The following is a 14831-nucleotide window of genomic DNA, read 5'->3' on the forward strand; positions in this document are numbered from 1 at the left end:
CTCTCGTTTATTTTGTCCGACATGCTAAATAAAGGCAGTCTAGCTGAGGATGCTTTGACGTTCAACAGCAACGCCAACGTGCAACAGGCCTCGTGCCAAAAGATTAGTTCGGGTTAGGCTCTTTGGCCCTACCCCCTGAGGCTTTATCCGCAACATCTACTTACAAATTTATGTTTGATCTTGCCTAAATAAGTCAGTAGAGTTTTAGTTCCGATTACTTTGAGGCGTTGCAGATGGTTCGTTCATATCGTTCAATACTTAATGCTCGAAGTGAAGTGATTGAGGCCCGCATCGATACTCGAGTGGCTGAGATGAAAGCAGATCTGGAAGCCATGCGGGTAGATCTTCGACGAAGCGCCGACGACTTCAAGGAAACGGCTACCGAGATTGGTCAAAAAATTACCAACTTAAAGTATATCGTCGTGACGACGGCAGCAGCTTCGGTGATCGGCTTGTATGCGGCGAACGTTGCGACCATGCAAGCGCTTTTGTCTGCTTACGATTCAGGTAAGGCAATGGCGACGGTGATGGCTCAGACAACAGAACGTATTCAAAGAACAAGCGAGCGCCTGGATTTGTTAGAAGCGCGTCTTGAAAAAAACTCGACTCGCTAATAAAAGCGCTGAACAAACATCGAGATAGGCTAATCCGTTTACTTACCTAACAACTGATAAAAAACCGGGTTGTCATCACATTGACCCGCACCGCATTCAAGAACCGTAGACACCAGATTCATGGCTATCAAGCCGACAAACAGCCAAGTCACTGCTTTGTTTAAGCCAGTAAAAACAGGCAACTGGATTTTGATGAGATCTTTGTCGTCAACGACAAGCATGAGAGCGACCGATATCAGGGTAATGACAGAAGCAAGCACGGACCACGTGTAAAAGTGAAGCCCGAGAAACGCTGAACCGTAGCCCGCATCACCTGGCAGAATATGCAAAAACACTTGCCTGATCCCGATCGCAGCCGTGACAAGGCATCCCAGAATGACCATTGAGTAGTGGGCTCTTTTGATACCCATCTGGACGTTAAATAAAAACCCCATCCCCATCAAGATGATGCCGACGCGCTGCAGCAAACAAAGGGGGCAGGGGAGCTCGGACAGGACTAATTGATAATAGAAAGCGACCAGCAAAGAGACACACATCCCCAGTAGTCCGCATAAGTTAACAAAAACGGTCGTGCCTGATACTGCAATTGACTGGTTTGAATTTGTCATGTTCTAGCTCTTAAAAAGACAAGGTCAACGCGTCTGTTGCATGGTGTTTAAACCAAAGAAGCGTCACGACGAGTAACACAAGCCACAGCGTGTACGCCGGGGTTTTCTTACCGGTCATCGCGCAAAGGGAGGTGCCGAGTGCAAGAAGAAATGGCAAAAACATGTACATAGCTAGTCTCCGTTATCTGGCTTTGTTCGATATTACACGCGTGAACATGCTCAAAAAGACAAAAAAATTGTAACCAAACGGGATACTCTCACGAATAGCAGTGAGTCAGTATGAATAACCAGCTACCAAATGAGGCAGCGATGAAGAAACAGATCATGAAGTGGGTGGGATTGCTAGCACTGGTTATCGGGCAAGGCAGCGTGCCGGTTTGGGCTAAAGATGCAGCGATTTACACCGCCGTTTTTAGTAAAACTGCGGTGAGTGGCTACGATACTGTGGCTTATTTCACCGAGGGTAAACCCGTGAAAGGCGATCCTGCGATCACTGCAAACTATCAGGGCGCAGAGTGGCGCTTTGCAAACACGGCCAACCGCGATAAGTTTAGTGCTCAGCCTGACAAGTATGCGCCGCAGTATGGAGGCTATTGCGCTTGGGCAGTATCTCAAGGTAATACCGCTTCTGCTGACCCGCAGCGCTGGACAATCGTCAAAGATAAGCTTTATCTTAATTATGACGAAGCGGTACAAAAGAAGTGGGAGGTCAATATCCCCGACTTCATCCAGCAGGCAGATAAGAATTGGCCCAAAGTTCTAGAGTAATCACAGAAAAAAAGGGGTTCACCATGCAAAGCTCACGTAATCAAAAAATAACGCTCTGGCTGCTGAGTATTTTTGTCATTGTCATTTTTGTTCAGTCTTTGTTTTTCAAATTCACGGATTCGCCTGAAACGCAATATATCTTCGGTACCCTGGATAAGTGGGGGGCGAGCTTAGGCTTCCCAGGGTTGTTTGGGCACTCGGGTATTTTCAGTCAGTACGTGGTTGGCACAGGTGAATTAATCGCGTCCAGTTTGTTGTTCATTGGATTGATTACCAAAAAGTCTCTTGTTCACGCAATTGCTGCCTTGATTTCGCTTGGGGTGATCAGCGGTGCGATATTTTTTCACTTATTTACACCGCTTGGCGTCCAGGTTCTCAATACCGATGGCACCTATGATGGTGGCGAACTGTTTAGTCTTGCTTGCGGGGTATGGATCTCGTCTGCCTTCATTTTATTTTTGCGTCGAGACACGATCTTGATGGCAGTGCGTCAATTCGCCCAACCTGCGCGTTAATTGTTCAGGTCATGAACCGGTCAACCATATTTTCTGTTTGCAAAAAAATGCTTGCCAGATCTTTTACTGCTATGACTGTCATATTGGCTGCCTCGGGTTGCTCAAATCAAGGTCCGAACATCCCCAAGACCAACCTTGAGCATTTACGACAATTCAAGATGACCGGTGAACCCTTAAAGCGACAAATCAGCTACTTACAGTCGGCGCAGATTCAAGGCATACCAGTCATTTACGTTCATGGCACGCCAGGTTCGGCACAGGCTTGGGTCAACTACGTCGAGCGACCCGTTGAGCGCTCCTATTCGATTGCGCTCGATCGGCCGGGTTTTGGCCAGAGTACCCCTTCACTTGCTGTGACGAGTTTGCATGAGCAAGCCGCCGCAGTGTTAGCGCTGATGCCTGCTGACGGGCTGCCAGTGATTTTGGTTGGCCACTCGCTCGGCGGCCCAGTCGTTGCTCAAGTAGCAGCCGAACATCCTGAGCGGGTCAGGGCGCTCGTTCTGTTGGCAGCTTCGCTTGATCCGGGTCTTGAAGAGATCCACCCCTTGCAGCCCCTGGGCAAGTATTGGCCGATTAGCGCTTTACTGCCCGATAAGCTGAGAAACTCAAATGATGAATTGATGGATCTGAAGACCCATTTGCTGACACTTGAGCCCATGCTCAAAAACATCACTGCACCCGTCGTCATCGTTCATGGCACAAAAGACAATCTGGTGCCGTTTGAAAACGTCGCCTTCATGCAGGCGAAACTGAGTCACGTCAAGTGCCTGAAAACAGTCGTGCTTGAAAACCAGAATCATTTTTTGCCCTGGAATTCCGAAGCTGTTGTCCGCGACGCCATTGCTTGGGCGATTGAGCCCACATGCTGACGGCTGCGCTAAACGGAATGGCCGAGCCTTGGTTCATGGTGCTGGCCTTGATTTTGACGACGTTTCTGGTCGAGGACGTTGCGATTGCAGCTGGGGTGTCTTTATCCACACAAGCCTCGCTCAGTTGGGGTTTATCATTTGCGGCAGTGGCTTTCGGTATTGCCTTGGGTGATTTGCTGCTGTATGGCGTCGGGGTGTTGGCACGTCGTGTTAAGTGGCTCGAGCGACGCTATATCCGGTCAGAGTCCTTGGCTGGGCTTACCGATAAGCTTCACAATCACTTGCTGAGCGCGGTGTTCCTCGCGCGCGTGATCCCCGGTTTGCGCTTGCTGACTTACACAGCATGCGGCTTCACCAAGGCATCCCTAATGCCTTTCACCTTAATGGTCGGTCTAGCAGTCTTGCTTTGGACAGCTTGTTTGTATTGGTTGAGCATTGCAGCGGGTGATGCCTTGGCATCGTTTTTGGGGATCCCTAAAGGTCTTGCCGTCACGTTGCCGATCTTAGCGATTGCACTTGCCGTACCCGTATTGAGACGGCTGAAAAGCCTTTTAAGGATGGAAGTCAGCGATGAATGACCTTGTATCCCGCCAAGCAAAACCTCATGAGGGCATGCCTGCGTTCGATGGGGAGGGTGAGCCACTGAGTTTCTTTGAATTTTGGCCGATGTGGGCATTCTATCCCCCGGTGTTTGCCTATGCGTTTTATCTGATGTTGCGTTATCGAGGCCCCTTGTTGCCGACGGTTGCTAATCCATCGTTTCCGGGTGGCGGCTTTGTGGGTGAGTCAAAGGCAGATATTCTCAAGCTCGCCGTGCAACATGTACCCGACTGGGTAGCTGACTTTTTTGCTGTCGAGCGTCCTGATTTCAAAGATGAACATGAATTGCTGGCGTTCATGCAAAACATACTGGAGACGATGAAGCAGAAGGGGTTGACGTTCCCGGTAGTGGCAAAACCCGATATGGGATGCCGAGGTGTCGGTGTGAAACTGCTACGCGCTGAAGCTGATCTGGTGAGCTATCTACAGAAATTCCCAGCGACTGCTAGTTTTTTGATTCAACGCTTTGTTGACCTTGAAGGTGAAGCGGGTGTTTTCTACTGTCGTTTGCCTGGCCAAAGCAAAGGGCGCTTGATCTCACTGACCTTGAAATATTTTCCCTATGTCACGGGGGATGGGGTTCGTACTTTGCGCGAACTGATCTTGGCGGACAGACGCGCCGGTCAGCTCACCAGGCTTTATTTCCATCGTCATCTGGAGCGACTGGATACGATCCCGGCGAAAGGTGAAGCGATTCGGCTGGCGTTTGCAGGCAGTCACAGCAGGGGCGCGATCTTTCGAAACGGTACCGATCTGATCACACCCAAGATGGTCGAACGCTTTGATGAGATATCGCAACAGTTGCCTGAATTCTATTTTGGTCGTTACGACATCCGCTTTGCTGACTTCAAGAAGGTGCAAGCTGGTGAAGATTTCACGATCGTCGAGGTCAACGGTGCGGGCGCTGAAAGTACTCACATTTGGGATCGCAAAACCACTTTGCTCAAGGCATGGCGTGACCTAATGACGCAATATCGCTGGTTGTTTCAAATTGGCTACGCCAATCGAAAACGTGGGTTTAAGCCAGTGACGATCAAGGCCTTTTTTGCAGGCTATCGACGCGAAAAAGAATTGACACCACGCTATCCTGCGACGGATTGAGGGGCCAGCGCATGAGCAAAAATGCTGAGGTCAGTGAGCTTTGCACCTACAACATTGAGTTGCTTAAGCAGATGTCTGGTGTGATTGACTTGTTGCAACAACAAGCATCAGAGACTTTTAATTATGCGCAAGCGGTCGGGCCTCACTTAAGGCATGTCATTGAGCATTACTCAGCACTACTCAATACAGTGCAGCAGGAGGGGCGATGTATTGACTATGATGCCCGCGAGCGCAATCTGGCTATTCAAAATGTACCGGTCGTTACCCTCGCAAAAATCCAGAATCTCATTGATCAATTTGAAGCCTTGGCTGCTGAGCCAGAACTGCAGCCGGATCAGCCGCTACAAACGCGTTTAAGGTCTGGTCTTGCTGGTGAGCGTGAGTTCATCGTCAGTACAACCCTGGCACGAGAGCTGTTATTTTTAGCCTCTCATGCCGTGCACCACTTTGCTTTAGTTGGCCACTATTGCAACGACGCAGTGGTTGAATTGGGACATGATTTTGGTAAGGCGCCGTCAACGATCGCTTTTGAGCGGGGCGAATATTAACTAGCGCCGGATTAACACTAGTGGCCTATTCAGGAAAACCCCTAGACGATTAGTCACCCTAAATTTAGTAGACCGGTTTATGCTAAACCGATGACCTACACCGCTACTTCTTCAAATTTGGAAGTCAAAACAAAAGAGCCTTTGCTTCGGTCCGAGCGCAGAGAGCAGAGTTTGTCTCGACTAATCCGCGCAGGGACAGAAATGCTGTGCGAGCAAAGCTACGCGTCGATGGGCGTCGAGCACGTTCTTCAACGAGCTGGGCTCTCGAAAGGTTCTTTCTATCATTTCTTTTCGAGTAAAGAGCAATTCGGACTGGAAGTGATCAGTTACTACGCTGAGTACTACAACCGCAAGCTCGATCGTGTCCTGGGCCAGACAGAATGCTCTCCGCTTGAAGCGCTGAACTTGTATGTGCAAGAGGGGATTGAGGGGGTCGAGCGGTTTGAGTTTCGTCGAGGATGCCTAGTCGGCAATCTGAGCCAGGAGCTTGGCGCCAGCCAGTCTTTATTCAGAAACGCGCTAGAACAAATATTCAAAACCTGGCAGAACAAAATAGCTGATTGCCTACAGCGTGCGATCGAAGTGGGTGAAATAGACGCAAGCGCCGACGTACAAGCATTTGCCGAGTTTTTTTGGTCTGGCTGGGAGGGTGCCTTGATTCGCGCGAAACTTTTGCAGTCTTCTGCTCCGATCACGAGATTTACAGAGCAATTTTTCAAGGTACTGCCGAGAATCGTTCAGAAAAGAAATAAAAAATGAATATTGCGAAACCCTTTTTAACGCGCGCGCGTAGTCATCCGCATCTGCAGGCACTGACAAGTTCACAAGGCTCATTGAGCTTCGCTGAGTTGGCACAACGCGTGAGCAGCTTGGCGGGTGGTTTAAGAAATGGTCTAGGCCTGGAACCTGGTTCCCGCGTAATGCTCTGGATGGAAAACAGAAACGAGTTTCTGGAGCTCCTGTTTGCTACTTGGGCGGCAGGACTGTGTGCCGTGCCGGTAAACGCGAAACTTCATGCACGTGAGGTAGCACCAATCGTCCTTGACTCAGGTGCCAGTATTATCTTTACGAGCGGATCGTTGCAATCTGGGCTCATGGATGCGTTGGGCTCACTTCCTGATTCGAGACCAGTCGTGGTAGTTGATGATGATCAATATCAGGCACTTGCACGCGCGCTACCAATGGCTTGTGCGGAAGTCGCGCCCACAGATCTCGCCTGGTTGTTTTATACAAGCGGGACAACGGGTGTACCGAAAGGCGCAATGTTGTCGCATCGTAATTTAATGACAATGTGCTTGCAGTATTACGCCGATGTTGATCATGTACAACCCGGTCAAACCATGTTGCATGCTGCTGCCCTTTCGCATGGATCGGGTCTCTATGCCTTACCGCACTTGTTTAGTGGTGGTCATCAAGTGATAGAACAAGGCTTTGAGACTGATGCAGTCTTTGAAGCGCTTCAGCGTTATGCTGATGTGTCGATGTTTGCTGCGCCGACCATGCTCTCGAGATTGACCCGCGCGGCGCAAGGCATCAATAATTGCGCAGGCAATCTGCTGACCGCGTATTACGGCGGTGGTCCAATGTATGTCAACGATTTGCTCAAAACGCTTGATATTTTTGGACCTCGACTGTTTCAGGTTTATGGACAGGGAGAAAGTCCAATGACCATCACTGGACTTTCCAAATTTGACCATCAAGGAAACAGAGATGAGGCGCACCTTGCACGCCTCGCCTCTTGTGGTACTGCAAGAACGGGCACTGAGATCAACGTCGTCGATGTCGACGGAAACGCCCTGCCGCTCGGCGAACTGGGTGAAGTGGTGACTCGGGGGGACACTCGGATGATGGGCTATTGGAACAACGAAAAAGCGACCGCCGCAACAATTAAAGCGGGTTGGCTTTGGACGGGCGATATTGGAGTGCTCGATGAAAAGGGCTATCTGACGCTTCGTGATCGCTCTAAAGACATGATCATCCGAGGTGGCAGCAATATCTATCCGCGGGAGATAGAGGAAGTTTTGCTCAGACACCCCGATATTATCGAGGTTTCGGTAATTGGTCGCGCTAATGAAGATCTCGGAGAAGAGCCCGTCGCCTTTGTTGTCGTTAAACCGGGCGCGGCAGTATCCGGCGAGGAATTGGACAATATGTGTCTCGAGAATATGGCACGGTTTAAACGTCCTCGAGAGTATTTCATGACCGATAGTTTGCCGAAAAACAATTACGGAAAAATTCTCAAAACGGAGTTGCGCAAACAACTCGTAAAAGGAGGCCAATAGTGCGCAATGTCTATATAGCAGGGGTTGGTTCGACTACGTTTGGCAAACATATTGCCATGCCAATCGAGACACTTGCGGTGCAAGCTGCAGCCAGCGCGATCGTCGAAGCAGGTATCGAGCGCAAAGAAATAGGTGCGCTGTACTTGGGTAATTTCATTAGCGGCCCACTCAACGGAAAAGAGGTTCTCGCGGGAATTGTTGGTTCGCGATTGGGTCTGGGAAATATTCCCTGCACGAAAGTGGAGGGCGCCTGCGCCTCAGGAGGGATCGCCTTTCGGCACGCCTGGATGGCAATCGCCAGCGGCATGTGCGATGCCGCGATTGTTGTCGGCGTAGAAAAGATGACGCATTCATCGACTGCCGAAGTTACCTCTGCGTTGAATTGTGCGATGGACAATGAGAATGATGGGCCAAGTGGGCTTACTTTTCCAGGTTTATTTGGTTTGGCCTGGCGGGCTCACGCGCAACGATACGGTACGACGCGTGAAGAGGTGGCAGCCGTCGTGATCAAAAATAAAGCAAATGGACTGCTCAATCCTTTGGCACAAATGGGTGCAGAACTCACGCTTGAGAAGATCGTGGCCTCTGCAATGATCGCTGATCCCTTGCAGATGTTTGATTGTTGTCCGGCAAGTGATGGTGCGGCAGCAATTGTTTTATGTTCAGAACGCTTGCTGTCCAAGAATGGACAAGAGAGAATCAAGATTCTCGCCAGCGCACAAACCAGTGGCTCACCGCGTATCGCAGATCACCCGGATCTGTGCTCCTTTGAAGCCACTGTGACAGCAGCGCATAAAGCCTTTGAACTTTCAGGTTTGCAACCTGAGGATATTGATTTAGTTGAACTACATGATTGTTTTTCAATTGCAGAAATTATTGATAGTGAAGATCTGGGTCTAGTCCCACGTGGACAGGGCGGCAAATGGGCTGCAGAGGGTCGCACCAATATGGGGGGCGACGTGGTCATCAATGCAAGCGGCGGATTACTTGCCAAGGGGCATCCGGTCGGCGCAACGGGGATCGGGCAAATCTATGAAGTGGTGCAACAACTTAGAGGACAACATCCAAATCAGGTGCCCAACGCGCGTATCGGCATGACTCATAATCTTGGTGGCACAGGCGTGGCGTGTACGGTCAACATATTGGGGAGAGAATAATGTTTAAGCCAGAGATGATCAGCTTTCACCAGTGTACAAACTGCGGTGCGCTAGAGGCGGGCTGTATTGATACCTGTGCAAGTTGTCTGCATAGTGACATGGGCAAGATCCAAGTTCCGGGCTTAGGCAAACTCGTTAGTTGGACCACCATACGAAAGCCACCTCTGCGCTTTAAGGAAGAAGGGGCCTATCACGTGGGTGTCGTTGATTTGGATAACGGTTTCAGGATCACTGGACGATTTTTGCCTGAACAAGGCGATGAGCTCGGTGATCGCGTTGTTGCCGTCCGGACACACTTAGCAGAACAAACCACACCAACTTTCAGAGTGCAAAAAAATGTCTGATATTCAATATGAGAAACACAGCCAAGTTCGTCTGATCACGATCAATCGTGCCGAAAAAATGAATTCACTAGATTTCGCTGCGAATGATGAGCTTGTTGACATCTGGAAGGAATTTGATGCGGATGAAACTGCACGCGTTGCTGTCATTACTGGTGCGGGCGATCGATCGTTTTGCGCAGGCGCTGACCTTAAAACGTACAGTCTGAATTTTGCACGGACGCCCGCGCCGGAATTTCGGAAAAAATATACGAATGGGCCAGGCTTCGGCGGCATTACACGCAATCTCGACATAGATAAGCCGATTGTCGCGGCGGTCAATGGTTTTGCGATATCCGGTGGTTTTGAACTGTCACTTGCTTGTGATTTGAGGTTTTGCTCCCCAAATGCAGAGTTTGCTCTCCAAGATGCTAAGTGGGGCTTTCATGCCTGCGATGGAGGACTGATTCGCCTGCCGCAAATCGTGGGGATGGGGCATGCGATGGAAATTATTCTCTCTGGGGAACGTATCGATGCTGAGCATGCATACCGCATTGGCCTTGTAAATAGAATCTATCCGCAAGCCGAGTTGCTTGGTAAAACGATGTCGTACGCGCAAATGCTTGCTAGCCGGGCACCCCTCTCACATCGCTTTGCGAAAGAAATGATTCGTACTTCAATGGGCATGAATATGCCCGACGCGCTCAAAGCTGAATCACGATCGTTTCGCGACTTTGCGATGACTGCGGATTTAGAGGAAGGCTTGTCGTCATTTCGCGAACGACGCGATGCTGTATTTACTGCTAGTTGAATACGCTTTAAATCTGATGTTGCGGTACTTAAAAAATTAAAATCTACATACGGAGACAAGATGAAAAAAATATATCAACAGTCTATTTTTAAAGCGGCTTTTGCCTCGGCCTTGATTGCTTGCGCTTTCAATGTGTCAGCTCAAGTCAAAGTCGGTGTCATTGAGGGGCTGAGTGGCCCGCCAGCGATCGTTGATTTTGGTGAGTCTTACTTGCAGGGGATTAAACTTGCACTGAAGGATTATCAGACAGCTGGCGGTAAAACCAAGATTGAACTAACCGTCTATGACGATGAAGCGAATCCGCAGCGTGCCGTGACACTCGCACAACGACTGATTCAAAATGACCAAGCGTCTGTCGTGATTGGTACGGTCAGCAGTGGCAATGTTCTGGCCATCGCGCCTATTTTGCAAAAGGCAGGTATCCCTCTCGTCGCTGGCCCCTCAATCGCGACCAACATCACGACTCAATTTATAGAGGAAAAGCCGAGTCAGATTTTCCGTTGTTCCATGGTGGAAAAATTCCAGATTGATCAGATGCTGGACTGGGGTGCAAAAAACTTCAAACGGATCGGCTTGATTCACTCTACGACTGGTTATGGAAATTTTGCGGCGAAAGAAATTGAAGCCGGTCTTAAAGCACGCGGTGTCGAACTTGTTGCAATCGAGGCTGCGGCGCCGAATGTGACCGACTTGACGCCTCAAATGGTCAAGCTGCGAGATGCCAAGGCTGAGCTTGTTCTAAATTTTCATGAATCGTTCGAGTTGCCTTTCCGTCCTCTTCCTCGCCTCAATTACAAACCCGTCATAGCAGGTAACTGGGGTTTATCCTCGGAAAAGGTACTTGAAATTGTAGGTAAGGACGCGATTGAAGGTACCGTCATGGGTCAAGCGCTGGATATCAACACGCCGCGCGCTCAAGTCTTTAACGAGAAGATGAAAAAAGAATACGGGAAAGACTACCGTTGGCCTGTTGTTGCCGCACTCGGATATGACGCAGGACTGATTGTGTTCAAGGCAGTAGATCAAGTTGGCAAAGCTGATCCAGCAGCTATCAGAAATGCAATTGAAAATATCGATGGTATCCAAGCGGTCTCAGCCACGCCTGCGAAACCGTTTAGTGCGAGCGACCACGAGTGTCTGGATAAGGAGCACGTATTTCTGGGCGTCTGGAAAAACGGTGTTGTCACACGTTTGAACTGACATGCAAATTGGCAACATAATCCAACTACTCTCCGGTGGGTTGGCGATGGGCGCGATTTACGTGCTCGTCGCCCTCGGCCTGTACATCACACACTTGACAACGCACCGCGTTAACTTCGGACAAGGTGACTTTTTGATGGTGGGTACTTTCCTGATGCTGTTTATCAGAAAAGCAGGCTTGCCTTTGCTTGTTGCTATTGCAATGACGCTAATTGTTCTTGCCATAATGGGCTGGCTGCTTGAGCGGATCGCAATCCGGCCACTTGATCGCAAGAAAAGTACGCCAGTCGGAGCGTTTTCCTGGATTCTCACGACTGCGGGTATAGCTTTGATTCTTCAAAATGTGATCGAACTCGGTTTTGGAAAAACCTCACAGTATTCGAGTCCATTATTCAGTTCGCGACGTGATCAAGTGGTTCAAGTGCTGGGAGCTGGGTTATTTGTAGAGGAAATCCTCGTCATTATTGCTGCGGTTGTAATCGTTATTATTTTTTATGCGTTCATGTTTCATTCGCGATGGGGTAAAAATATCCAAGCGGTGGCGTTTAACCCTGAGTCGGCCAAGCTTTTAGGGGTCCATACCGATCGTGTAAAGACTGGGGTATTTATCATCGCAGCTATTCTCGCTGCAGTAGCCGGGGTCTTGATTGGGCCGCTTGTGACGATCAATCCTCACATGGGCCTAGTGTTAACCATCAAGGCACTGATTGTTGCGGCAATTGGCGGGTTTGCTAATCCCGTTGGGATATTAGTCGGCGGTATTTTGTTTGGTGTGTTTGAATCGCTTTCAAACTATATCGACTCGGGTTTTGGGGATCTGTATCCTTTGCTCGCAGCGCTCATTATCATTGCTGTCAAGCCTTCAGGGCTTTTTTCTGAGCGGCATGCCGATGTCAGATAGCAAACGCCGCCTCAGACCTGATCCAAAACGTAGTCCTTATTTATTATGGATTTTTTGCTTTCTTGTCATACCTTGGTTACCGATTAATGGTTTTTACATTTTCCTCGCGCAGACTTTTTTCTACACCTTAATCGCGGTTATTGGTTTGAACTTGCTGCTCGGGCTATCAGGCCAGATGTCGCTGGGTCAAGCAGGCTTTTATGCTCTCGGCGCTTATGGATCAGCGCTCACGGCGCTTAAACTCGGTTGGCCTATTCCTCTTTCGATCGCTTTTGGTACCGTCCTTGCTGGGCTTGGTGGTGGTTTGGTTGGTGTGTTTGCCCTTAGAACTCGTGGCCTCTATCTCGCGATGACGACGCTTGCAGTCGGTTATGTTTTAGATATATTGGCTCAACGCTGGATTGGCTTGACGGGTGGCGCGATGGGTCTTTCGGCCATTCCACAGATTGAATTTGGGCAGACAAAGTCAGGTCCTGTCGTTTTCTTTTACTTCGCAGGTGCAGCTGTGATTGTGATTCAGCTGCTGTCCGATTTTATTCATGATGGGCGATTTGGTCGTAACCTGCGGGCGATTCGTGAATCAGAGGTATTTGCGGCTTCTGTCGGTATTCAAGTCAGTCGATGGAAGGCTGGTATCTTTGCCTTCGCTGCAGCCTTGGCAGGAATGGGCGGTGCGTTCTTCGCACATCAGTCCGGCTTTGTCGGTAGCGATGCGTTTACGGTCAGGCTGAGTATCGCCCTGTTGATTGCAGCTGTCGTGGGAGGACTGGGGACTAAAAGCGGACCGTTTCTTGGCACGCTCATATTGCTGGGAATCGTTGAGGTCATTGCAGGCATTGATAAGTACGGTTTGTTTATCTATGGACTAATTCTAGTGACGGTATTGCTGGCTTTCCCAAAGGGGGCGGCCGGCGTGCTGGACAAGCTGAATACTAAACTCGGCCTGTCTGACAAAGATACTCGCCTGCTTGAGGACCCAAAATCGAGCTCAAAACAGCAACGCTCTGAGCTTGCACTCTCGACTAGCATCGTCCAAGGTGCCTCGCTCTGCATTCAAAGTATCAGTAAAAGCTATAGTGGCCTCAAAGCAGTTGATACGGTGTCTATCGATGTGCTGCCTAACACCGTTCACGGTTTGATTGGTCCAAATGGTGCAGGTAAATCCACCATCATTAATATGATTGCCGGGGTCTACCGACCCGACACCGGGCGGATCACACTCGGTGATCAAGATATTTCGGCCTTAAGCATTGCTGATCGTGCGAACCTGGGGCTTGCTCGTACCTTTCAAAATCTTCAGCTAATCGAGGGAATTACTGTTTTAGATAATGTGATGCTCGGTGTTAAACATCAGCAGTCATATTCAAAAGATTTTTTTGACTGGCTGTTTAAAAACTCACTTGAGAATAAAGAACGTCAGGAAAGCATAAATATCTTGAATTTTCTTGGCCTTGATCATCTTGCAGATCGATTGCCCGGTGAATTGCCGTACGGGCATAGAAAATTGCTGGAGCTCGCGCGAGCCATCGCTCAACGACCACGCATTTTGCTTTTGGATGAGCCGATAGCTGGAATGAACACTCAGGAGGCAAAGGAAATTGCGCAAGTGCTTCTTAAGTTACGCCACCTAGGCATAACAATTGTGCTTGTCGAACACAATATGGAATTTGTGATGTCTGTGTGCGACTCACTTAGCGTACTGAATTTTGGTCGGCTAATCGCTCATGGCACGCCAGAGGAAATTCAAAATAATCCCACAGTGATTGAGGCTTATCTGGGGACCGGAGTCAAAAAAACATGATTCGCGCTAATAATCTATATGCTCGTATCGGTCCGAATCAAGTGTTGCGTAACATTAGTCTGACGGTCTCAGCCGGCGAAATGCTGGCGGTGATCGGTGCAAACGGTGCTGGTAAAACGTCGTTGCTCAGAGCACTCTCGGGGTTATTACCCCTGGAGTCCGGAGAAATTCAGTTTGCCGAGCATGATATCGGTCGGAAACCTGCATATTTACTTGCTTGCAGCGGACTGGTTCACGTCCCACAGGGGCGTCAAATTATCCCGGGGCTTTCGGTGCGCGACAATCTGCTGCTCGGCGCGAAAAATACTGGTTTGGCGAATGACGTGATCAGTGATTTGCTTGAGCAACAGTGGCAACGTTTTCCAATACTTAAGCAACGTCAACAAATCTCTGGATCAGCGCTCTCTGGCGGGGAGCAGCAAATGCTGGCGATTGCCAGAGGACTCATGATGCGGCCTAAATTATTTATGCTCGATGAGCCGTCTCTTGGACTTGCGCCGCAGATTGTTGAGCTTATCATCAGCACGCTCAGGCAACTAGCCGATGAGGGCCTCGCGATCATTCTTGTGGAACAAGTCGCGATGCTAGCTCTCGAGTCCGCAGACCGGGCACTGGTACTCAGAAATGGTGAGTGCGCAATGACGGGTGCTGCGTCCGAGTTATTGAATAGCCGCGAGTTAGTGAGTAGTTATTTATCGTAATCAGCCTCTCTGATAAGCATGACATCAAATCGTTA

At 49.5% G+C, this 14831-nt stretch carries 18 protein-coding genes; 16 read left to right on the top strand and 2 right to left on the bottom strand.

The window, feature by feature from the left end; genetic code table 11:
* The first annotated feature begins 233 nt into the window (after positions 1-233).
* A complete protein-coding gene (locus BCM14_RS12880; protein ID WP_106228442.1) occupies positions 234-614 on the top strand; it encodes a hypothetical protein in 381 nt (126 codons plus the stop codon).
* 38 nt (positions 615-652) lie between these two features.
* Here BCM14_RS12880 and BCM14_RS12885 read toward each other — a convergent pair whose 3' ends face one another.
* A complete protein-coding gene (locus tag BCM14_RS12885) occupies positions 653-1222 on the bottom strand; it encodes a disulfide bond formation protein B (protein ID WP_106228443.1) in 570 nt (189 codons plus the stop codon).
* 10 nt (positions 1223-1232) lie between these two features.
* A complete protein-coding gene (locus BCM14_RS15355; protein WP_259673617.1) occupies positions 1233-1391 on the bottom strand; it encodes a DUF5993 family protein in 159 nt (52 codons plus the stop codon).
* Positions 1392-1501: 110 nt separating this feature from the next.
* On the opposite strand from BCM14_RS15355, the gene BCM14_RS12890 reads away from it, so the two are divergent.
* The 15 genes from BCM14_RS12890 (at position 1502) to BCM14_RS12960 (ending at position 14796) form a co-directional block, all read left to right on the top strand.
* The gene (locus BCM14_RS12890; RefSeq protein ID WP_259673618.1) at positions 1502-1990 is read left to right on the top strand and encodes a YHS domain-containing (seleno)protein; all 489 of its coding nucleotides are present in this window, start codon (positions 1502-1504) and stop codon (positions 1988-1990) included.
* A 23-nt stretch (positions 1991-2013) separates the two neighbouring features.
* The gene (locus BCM14_RS12895; RefSeq protein WP_106228511.1) at positions 2014-2505 is read left to right on the top strand and encodes a hypothetical protein; all 492 of its coding nucleotides are present in this window, start codon (positions 2014-2016) and stop codon (positions 2503-2505) included.
* Positions 2506-2576: 71 nt separating this feature from the next.
* Positions 2577-3374 carry an alpha/beta fold hydrolase gene (locus tag BCM14_RS12900; protein ID WP_259673619.1) on the top strand — a complete coding sequence of 266 codons (798 nt, stop codon included), beginning with the start codon at positions 2577-2579 and terminating at the stop codon, positions 3372-3374.
* Positions 3368-3952: a DedA family protein gene (locus BCM14_RS12905; protein ID WP_106228445.1), complete on the top strand. Its 585-nt coding sequence runs from the start codon at positions 3368-3370 to the stop codon at positions 3950-3952. The genes BCM14_RS12900 and BCM14_RS12905 overlap by 7 nt, the downstream gene beginning before the upstream one ends.
* Positions 3945-5075, top strand: a complete 1131-nt coding sequence (locus tag BCM14_RS12910; protein ID WP_106228446.1) for a D-alanine--D-alanine ligase — start codon at positions 3945-3947, stop codon at positions 5073-5075. Before BCM14_RS12905 ends, BCM14_RS12910 begins: the two co-directional genes overlap by 8 nt.
* Positions 5076-5086: 11 nt before the next feature.
* On the top strand, positions 5087-5623 hold the full coding sequence (locus BCM14_RS12915; RefSeq protein ID WP_106228447.1) for a hypothetical protein: 537 nt from the start codon (positions 5087-5089) through the stop codon (positions 5621-5623).
* A 90-nt stretch (positions 5624-5713) separates the two neighbouring features.
* Positions 5714-6382, top strand: coding sequence for a TetR/AcrR family transcriptional regulator (locus BCM14_RS12920; RefSeq protein ID WP_106228448.1), 669 nt, complete (start codon positions 5714-5716; stop codon positions 6380-6382).
* On the top strand, positions 6379-7905 hold the full coding sequence (locus tag BCM14_RS12925) for an AMP-binding protein (protein ID WP_106228449.1): 1527 nt from the start codon (positions 6379-6381) through the stop codon (positions 7903-7905). Before BCM14_RS12920 ends, BCM14_RS12925 begins: the two co-directional genes overlap by 4 nt.
* The gene (locus BCM14_RS12930; RefSeq protein WP_106228450.1) at positions 7905-9062 is read left to right on the top strand and encodes a thiolase domain-containing protein; all 1158 of its coding nucleotides are present in this window, start codon (positions 7905-7907) and stop codon (positions 9060-9062) included. The genes BCM14_RS12925 and BCM14_RS12930 overlap by 1 nt, the downstream gene beginning before the upstream one ends.
* Positions 9062-9406, top strand: a complete 345-nt coding sequence (locus BCM14_RS12935) for a Zn-ribbon domain-containing OB-fold protein (protein ID WP_106228451.1) — start codon at positions 9062-9064, stop codon at positions 9404-9406. The genes BCM14_RS12930 and BCM14_RS12935 overlap by 1 nt, the downstream gene beginning before the upstream one ends.
* The gene (locus BCM14_RS12940; RefSeq protein WP_106228452.1) at positions 9399-10193 is read left to right on the top strand and encodes an enoyl-CoA hydratase/isomerase family protein; all 795 of its coding nucleotides are present in this window, start codon (positions 9399-9401) and stop codon (positions 10191-10193) included. The genes BCM14_RS12935 and BCM14_RS12940 overlap by 8 nt, the downstream gene beginning before the upstream one ends.
* A 60-nt stretch (positions 10194-10253) precedes the next feature.
* Positions 10254-11393, top strand: coding sequence for an ABC transporter substrate-binding protein (locus BCM14_RS12945; RefSeq protein WP_106228453.1), 1140 nt, complete (start codon positions 10254-10256; stop codon positions 11391-11393).
* Position 11394: 1 nt separating this feature from the next.
* On the top strand, positions 11395-12294 hold the full coding sequence (locus tag BCM14_RS12950) for a branched-chain amino acid ABC transporter permease (RefSeq protein WP_106228454.1): 900 nt from the start codon (positions 11395-11397) through the stop codon (positions 12292-12294).
* A complete protein-coding gene (locus BCM14_RS12955) occupies positions 12284-14095 on the top strand; it encodes a branched-chain amino acid ABC transporter ATP-binding protein/permease (RefSeq protein ID WP_259673621.1) in 1812 nt (603 codons plus the stop codon). Before BCM14_RS12950 ends, BCM14_RS12955 begins: the two co-directional genes overlap by 11 nt.
* Positions 14092-14796 (top strand): ABC transporter ATP-binding protein, encoded by a 705-nt coding sequence (locus BCM14_RS12960; RefSeq protein WP_106228456.1) that lies wholly within the window; start codon positions 14092-14094, stop codon positions 14794-14796. The genes BCM14_RS12955 and BCM14_RS12960 overlap by 4 nt, the downstream gene beginning before the upstream one ends.
* Positions 14797-14831: the final 35 nt, after the last annotated feature.

Source organism: Jezberella montanilacus (assembly GCF_003003055.1).
GTDB lineage: Bacteria > Pseudomonadota > Gammaproteobacteria > Burkholderiales > Burkholderiaceae_B > Zwartia > Zwartia montanilacus.